Consider the following 6,538-nt stretch of genomic DNA (forward strand, 5'->3'; position numbering starts at 1 on the left):
GGTCCGTTCCGCGTCCGCCGTCCCATCGCCCCCTCGATCCGGCCGAGTTGGCGGGAACCCGCCCGCGGATCGAGTCCTGCATTGGCATGGACCTGATGCGCATCGGCTGGATAAGCTCTGCCCCGCCACGTATGAGAGCGCTCTCAGCAATCGGGCTGTTCCATCCCCACACTTCTGGAACGACGAAGGGCAACACCCATGAGACGCAGAGGAATCAGGCACGTCGGTCTGGCCGCCCTCCTGATGCTCGGCACCTTCGGCACGGCGGGAACCCTCCCCGCCGCGGCGAGCGAGGCCGACGCCCCCACCCCCTCCGCCGCCCCCGCCTCGGACAGCGTGATCACCGGCATGCAGCGGACGTTCGGCCTGACCGAGAAGCAGGCCGAAGCCCGCCTCGGCGCCGAGCGGACGGCCATCAAGGTCGCCCCGAAGGCCGAGAAGGCCGCCGGTTCCGCCTACGCCGGATCCTGGTTCGACGCCACCAGCAACCGCCTCACCGTCGCCGTCACCGGGAAGGCGACCGCGGCGCAGCGCGCGGCCGTCGAGGCGTCCGGCGCCGACCTGCGCACGGTCGCCCGCAGCGCCCGCGAGCTGGACGCGGCCAAGGCCCGCATCGACCACCTCACCGCCCCCGCCTCCGTCACGAGCTGGCACGTGGACCCGGCGGCCAACACCGTCGTCGTGTCGGTCGTCGGCGCGGACAAGGCTGACAACGATGTCCAGCGCTTCCTGGCCAAGGCCAGGGAGACCGGTCCCGTGACCGTCAAGACCGTGGCCACCCCGGCGCGCACCTTCGCCGCGGGCACGGTCGGCGGAGACCCGTACTACACGGGCAACGTCCGCTGCTCCATCGGCTTCTCGGTGTACGGCGGCTTCGTCACCGCCGGGCACTGCGGGCAGGCGGGCGCGGGGGTCAGCGGCTGGGACGGCTCCTACATCGGCAGCTTCCAGGGCTCGTCGTTCCCCGGTGACGACTACGCCTGGGTGAGCGTCGGCAGCGGCTGGTGGACGGTCCCGGTCGTGCTCGGCTGGGGCACCGTCTCCGACCAGCTCGTGCGCGGCTCGAACGTGGCGCCGGTCGGCACCTCGATCTGCCGCTCCGGATCCACCTCGCACTGGCACTGCGGTTCGGTCCTCGCGCTGAACGACACCGTCAACTACAGCCAGGGCGCGGTCTACCAGATGACCAAGACGAGCGTCTGCGCCGAACCCGGCGACTCCGGCGGCTCGTTCATCAGCGGCGACCAGGCCCAGGGCGTCACCTCGGGCGGCTGGGGCAACTGCTCCAGCGGCGGCGAGACCTGGTTCCAGCCGATCAACGAGATCCTCAACCGGTACGGTCTGCGGCTGCACACCGCCTGACCGGGCCGACCGGCGGGGCGGGACGGCGCGCGGTCGGCGCCGCTCCCGCCCCGCCGGCGTGTCCCGCCCCGCGCGGAGGCGCCACCGGGCGGGTGAACCGCCCGCGCCCTAGCGGGAGTTCGGTGAGATCGGTGTGCCCCCGCGTCACTTTCCCCCGGTGAGCAGGCCGGGCGCGTGGGTGCGGATCGCCTGTTTCAGGTGGCGCAGGGACGGGTTGACCATCGGGTGCCCCGCCACCGTCACCGTCGGGACCGTCTCGTTGCCGTCGGCCACCAGGCGGACGAAGGAGGCCGCGTCCGGGTCGCGCGCGATGTTCACCGCGGTGTACGGCAGCCCCGTGAGGCTCAGTTGCAGCCGCAGCTTCATGCAGAAGACGCAGCCGGGTCGCCAGTAGACGACCAGTGGGTCCCGGTACCGTTCCATGGGGCTCCCCTTTCCCGTGGTCGGCCTCCAGCCTAGGGCGCGGCCCTCACTCCCGGGCCGCCGCCGCGAGCGCGTTGTCGACCAACTCCGCGAGCCCGGCGTCCGGTCGGCGGTAGGCGAAGATCGCCCGGAAGTAGAGCGGGGCGACGAGCCGTTCCAGCACGTCCAGCAACTCCGGTACCGCCTCCCCGCGTTGACGCGCCCGGTCCAGGACCCGCTGGATCGCCTCGGCGCGCGCGTACACGAAGTCGCTGACCCGGTCCGCGCGTTCGTCGCCCGAGGTGCGCACGGCCAGCACCGAGCGCAGCAGCCCGAGCCCCTCGGGGCCTTCTAGGTCGGTGGCCATCGCGGACGCCCAGGTGAGCAGGTCGCCGCGGAGCGTCCCGGTGTCGGGCAGCGGGGAGTCCTCGTTGAGCCTGCTCACGGTGGCCGCGACGTCGAGCAGCAGGGTGTCCAGGCTGCCCCAGCGCCGGTAGATCGTCGCCTCGTGCACCCCCGCGCGCTCGGCGACGTCCCGGCCGGTGAAGCCGCCCTGGCCGCGTTCGGCGAGCAGGGCGCGGACGGCGTCGTGGACGGCCTGCCCGGTGCGGGCGGTCCGGCCGCCGGGGCGTCTGCGGGGCGCGGGCGCGGGTGCGTCGGTCATGCGCTCACCTTACCCGAGCAAATGCGGGTGCACTCGCGTTAGCGGTTGCGGCGGGACCGCGGGGCTCCTATCGTTCCTATTGCGAGTACACCCGCATTAAGGAGTCGCCATGCGCCCGCTGCTCTTCCCCGACCACCCCACCTACTGGTTCGAGACCGTCCGCTCGATGAGCCACATCGCCTACGGGGGAGCCGACTTCGCCGAAGTCCTCGACACCGCCGGGAAGATCACCGGCGGCGACCCCGACAGCTGGCACGACGCCTGGCGGGAGACCGCCGACCGGATCGCGGGCGACGCCCGCGCGGCCGAGCGCGGCGGCCACCGGGTCAGCGCCCGGGACGCCTGGCTGCGCGCCTGGAACTACTACCGCAACGCCGAGTTCTTCCTGCACGGCGACCCCGGCGACCCGCGCATCCTCGACAACTACGACCGCTCCGTCGCCGCCTTCCGGCGCCACGCCGACCTCGCCGGGCCCGGCGCACCGCGCCCGGTGCGGGTCCCCTTCGAGGACGCGGAGCTGCCCGGCTACCTCTACCCGAGCCCGCTGCCCGGCCGCCGCCCGCTGCTCCTGATGCACAGCGGCTACGACGGCAGCGCCGAGGAACTGCACGTGCAGGGCGCCGTCGCCGCCCAGGAGCGCGGCTACCACGTCCTCACCTTCGACGGCCCCGGCCAGCCCGGCACCCGTCACCACCAGGGGCTGCACTTCCGTCCCGACTGGGAGACGGTCGTCGGCGCCGTCCTCGACTGGGCCGCCGTCCACGTCCCGGACGCCGACCCGGACCGCATCGCCCTGCTCGGCGTCAGCCTCGGCGGCGAACTCTGCGTCCGCGCCGCCGCGTTCGAACGGCGGCTGGCCGCGGTGATCGCCGTCGACGGACTGTACGACTTCGGCGCCACCCTCACCGCGCACTTCCCGGTCTCCGACCCCGAGGCCCTCGCCGCCCTGCTCCGCGACCCCGGACCGGCCGCCGAGATCGACGAGGCCCTGGAGCGGGCCGCCGACGCGAGCGACACCGCCCGCTGGGGACTCGGCCACGGGCAGTACGTGATGGGCGGCGGATCACCGCGCGGCTTCCTGCTGCGCGCCCTCGACTACCACCTGCGCGACGGCGTCGCCGAGTCCGTCACCTGCCCGGTGCTGATCTGCGAGGCGGAGGACGACCTCTTCTTCCCGGGACAGCCCGACGCCGTCTTCGACCACCTCACCGCCGAGGACCGCACGCTGATGCGGTTCACCGCGGCCGAGGGCGCCGGGGCGCACTGCCACGCGGGGGCCCAGCGGTACGCGCTGGCCCGGATCATCGACTGGCTCGACGACCGGCTGGCCCCGGCCCGCGAGACCGCCGCCGCTGCCTGACCCCGCACCCGGGGCGTGCCTCACGGCAGGCCGGCCGCCAGGTCCCGCAGCGTCCGCGCGGTGGGCGAACCGGCGTCGGCGGTGATCAGGACGACCTCCTGGTCGTCCTCCGGCACCAGCAGCACGTCGCAGTTCAGGCGCAGCCGTCCCGCCACCGGATGCTCCACGGTCTTGGTGCGGTGCCCCGGCGCGTGCACCGGGCGGCTCTCCCAGATCCGCCGGAACTCCGCGCTGCCGTCCCGGAGTTCGGCCAGCAGCGCGGCGAGCGCCGGATCGTGCGGATAGCGGTCGGCGGACCGGCGCAGCCGCGCGACCACGATGTGCCCGAACTCCTCCGCGCTCGCGCCGTCGTACGGGCGCCCCGCCCCGAGGAACCGCCGCCTGGCCAGGTTCCGCGTCCCCTCCTCCCGTGGATCTCCGGGACCGCCGCCCAGCAGCTCCCGCGCCAGCGGGTTCCACGCGACGACCCCGTAGGCCGCGTCGGTGACGATCGCCGCCGTCCCCGGCAGCCGGTCCAGCATCCGCGCCACCTGCGGGCGGACCTGCCGGACGGCGTCGGCTGCGGGCGGCAGGCCCGTCCCGGCCAGCCGGAACAGATGGCTGCGCTCGGCCGGGGCCAGCCGCAGGGCGCGGGCGAGGCCGTCCAGGATGCGCGCCGAGGGACGCGGACCGCGCGCCTGCTCCAGCCGCGTGTAGTAGTCGACCGACATGTGGGCCAGCGCCGCCAGCTCCTCGCGCCGCAGACCGGGCGTCCGGCGCGGCGGGTCCTCCGGAAGGCCGTACCCGCGCGGACTCGACCGGGCGCGGCGATCGCGCAGGAAGCGGGCGAGTTCCGTGCGGGGCATCCCTGCCACCTCCGTTGCCTGGTACAGGTCGTCCCTGGCGGGGCGGGCGCCGCCGGGGGACCGTGGACGGTGTGAAGAACGATCGCACAGCACTCGTCACCGGTGCCAACAAGGGCATCGGCCTGCACATCGCCCGGCTCCTCGCGGCCGAGGGCCTCACCGTCCTCGTCGGCTCCCGCGACCCGGGGCGCGGCGAGCGGGCCGCCGCCGAGATCGGCGGCCGGGCCCGCCCGCTCACCCTGGACGTGACCGATCCGCGGAGCGTGGCCCGCGCCGCCGAGAGCGTCGGACACCTCGACGTCCTGGTGAACAACGCGGGCATCTCGCCCGCGCTCGGCCCGCCGACCGAGACCTCCGTGGAGGAACTGCGCCTGACCTACGAGACCAACGTCTTCGGCGTCCTCGCGGTGACCAACGCGTTCCTGCCCGCCCTGCGCCGCTCGCCGCGGCCCCGGATCGTCAACGTCTCCAGCGGGACGGCGTCCCTGCACTGGAGCACCCACCCCAACCCGCAGTTCCCGCCGGGCAGCGCGCGCTCCGCCGCCTACCGCTCCTCGAAGGCCGCCCTCAACGCCCTGACCGTGTTCTACGGGCTGACGCTCGCCGACGAGGGCTTCAAGGTGAACGCGCTCGCCCCCGGGCGCCGGGCCACCGACCTGATCGGCACCCCGATGCCCGACGCCGGGGACCCGGCCGAGGCCGCCGAGGGCGCCGTCCGGCTGGCCCTGCTCCCGGACGACGGACCCACCGGCGCCTTCTTCTCCTGGGACGGTTCGGCCGTCCCCTGGTGAGCGGGGGCGCCCGCCGGGCCACGCGCGCCCCGGCACGGCGAGGACGGGGAGGCGCCCAGCCTGATGACGGGCGCCCCCCTCGGCGACCGGCGCTCAGCTCGACGGGCGCTCACTCCGACGACCGCTCACCGCGACGACCGCTCAGCCGGTCGCGCGCGGTCCGACACCCGGCTTCGCCGAGCGGACCCGGGTCGCGAGGCCGTCGAGCAGGACGCTGAAGTTCGCCCAGCTGTAGGCGTACCAGGACGCCAGTTCCGGCTGCCAGACCTGCCCGGCCCGCACCGCGGGCACCCGCTTCCACAGCGGGTTGACGGGCAGCGGGGAGGAGACCGACCACACCAGCAGGTCGGCCGCGACGGACGGGACGTTCTCCCAGCTCACCGCCTGGCTGTAGGTGTTGTCGGCGCCCTCGGGCACCTTCACCAGGGGCAGGCCGAGGGCGTCCACGGTCCGCAGCACCGCCCAGGTCCTCGGGTTCATCACGCCGATGGTGTTCTTGTCGATGTCGAAGACGAAGCCGACCCGCAGGTCGGGGTTGGCGGCGACGGCCGACCTGAGCGCGTCGGACGCCTTCCGGTAACCGGCCTTGGCCTCCGTGTCGGTCAGGTCGGCCCCGAGGGAGCGGGTGAGCCGGTCGGCGGTGGCGGCGATCTCCTCGATCGGGCGGTACATGCTCAGGCCGATCACCGGGGCGATCCCGGCGATCGCGGAGAGGTCGGAGGAGACCTGGAGCGTGCCGTCGGGCTGGAGCGTGTCGATCAGCAGATCGGGCCGGGCCTGCGCGAGCGCCTCCAGCTTGACGCCCTTGTCCGCCGAGTAGATCTTCGTGACCCCGTCCCACTCCATGCCGACGGCGGTGACGATGCCCTGGCCCGAGTCGGTCGCGGCGACCGGCCGCAGCCCGGCCGCCCACAGTGCGGCGCCCACCGTGTCGGTCAGCACCGCGATCCGCCGCGGGCGCCGCGCCAGCTTCACGGTGTGGCCCCGGTCGTCGGTGAAGGACCAGGCGGATCCGCTCGCACCGGCGGACGGGCGCCCGCCGCCCGGCCCGCAGGCGGCGAGCCCGAACGCGGCGGCGAGCGCGCCACCGCCCGCGAGCAGGCCGCGGCGGCTC

7 protein-coding genes are annotated in these 6,538 nt (G+C 74.6%); 3 read left to right on the forward strand and 4 right to left on the reverse strand.

Annotated elements, in window-relative coordinates:
* Window positions 1-198 precede the first annotated feature (198 nt).
* A complete protein-coding gene (locus GA0115242_RS14305; RefSeq protein ID WP_093828308.1) occupies window positions 199-1,362 on the forward strand; it encodes a S1 family peptidase in 1,164 nt (387 codons plus the stop codon).
* 144 nt (window positions 1,363-1,506) lie between these two features.
* Here GA0115242_RS14305 and GA0115242_RS14310 read toward each other — a convergent pair whose 3' ends face one another.
* Together GA0115242_RS14310 and GA0115242_RS14315 are read right to left on the reverse strand one after the other, a co-directional pair.
* Window positions 1,507-1,785 (reverse strand): glutaredoxin domain-containing protein, encoded by a 279-nt coding sequence (locus GA0115242_RS14310; RefSeq protein ID WP_093828310.1) that lies wholly within the window; start codon window positions 1,783-1,785, stop codon window positions 1,507-1,509.
* A 46-nt stretch (window positions 1,786-1,831) separates the two neighbouring features.
* Window positions 1,832-2,428: a TetR/AcrR family transcriptional regulator gene (locus tag GA0115242_RS14315; RefSeq protein WP_093828312.1), complete on the reverse strand. Its 597-nt coding sequence runs from the start codon at window positions 2,426-2,428 to the stop codon at window positions 1,832-1,834.
* Between the two features lie 109 nt (window positions 2,429-2,537).
* Between GA0115242_RS14315 and GA0115242_RS14320 the strand changes: the two genes are divergently transcribed.
* Window positions 2,538-3,788: an alpha/beta hydrolase family protein gene (locus GA0115242_RS14320; RefSeq protein ID WP_093828314.1), complete on the forward strand. Its 1,251-nt coding sequence runs from the start codon at window positions 2,538-2,540 to the stop codon at window positions 3,786-3,788.
* Between the two features lie 20 nt (window positions 3,789-3,808).
* Here the strand turns inward: GA0115242_RS14320 and GA0115242_RS14325 are convergent, their stop codons facing one another.
* Entirely contained in the window at window positions 3,809-4,633 is an 825-nt protein-coding gene (locus GA0115242_RS14325; protein WP_093828316.1) for a helix-turn-helix transcriptional regulator, read from the reverse strand.
* Window positions 4,634-4,704: 71 nt separating this feature from the next.
* On the opposite strand from GA0115242_RS14325, the gene GA0115242_RS14330 reads away from it, so the two are divergent.
* Window positions 4,705-5,424: an SDR family oxidoreductase gene (locus GA0115242_RS14330; RefSeq protein ID WP_093828318.1), complete on the forward strand. Its 720-nt coding sequence runs from the start codon at window positions 4,705-4,707 to the stop codon at window positions 5,422-5,424.
* Window positions 5,425-5,565: 141 nt separating this feature from the next.
* Here the strand turns inward: GA0115242_RS14330 and GA0115242_RS14335 are convergent.
* The coding region (locus GA0115242_RS14335) for an ABC transporter substrate-binding protein (protein ID WP_093828320.1) at window positions 5,566-6,538 on the reverse strand (973 nt) is incomplete at its 5' end.

Origin of the sequence: Streptomyces sp. SolWspMP-5a-2 (assembly GCF_900091845.1) — a bacterium.
Lineage (GTDB): Bacteria > Actinomycetota > Actinomycetes > Streptomycetales > Streptomycetaceae > Streptomyces > Streptomyces doudnae.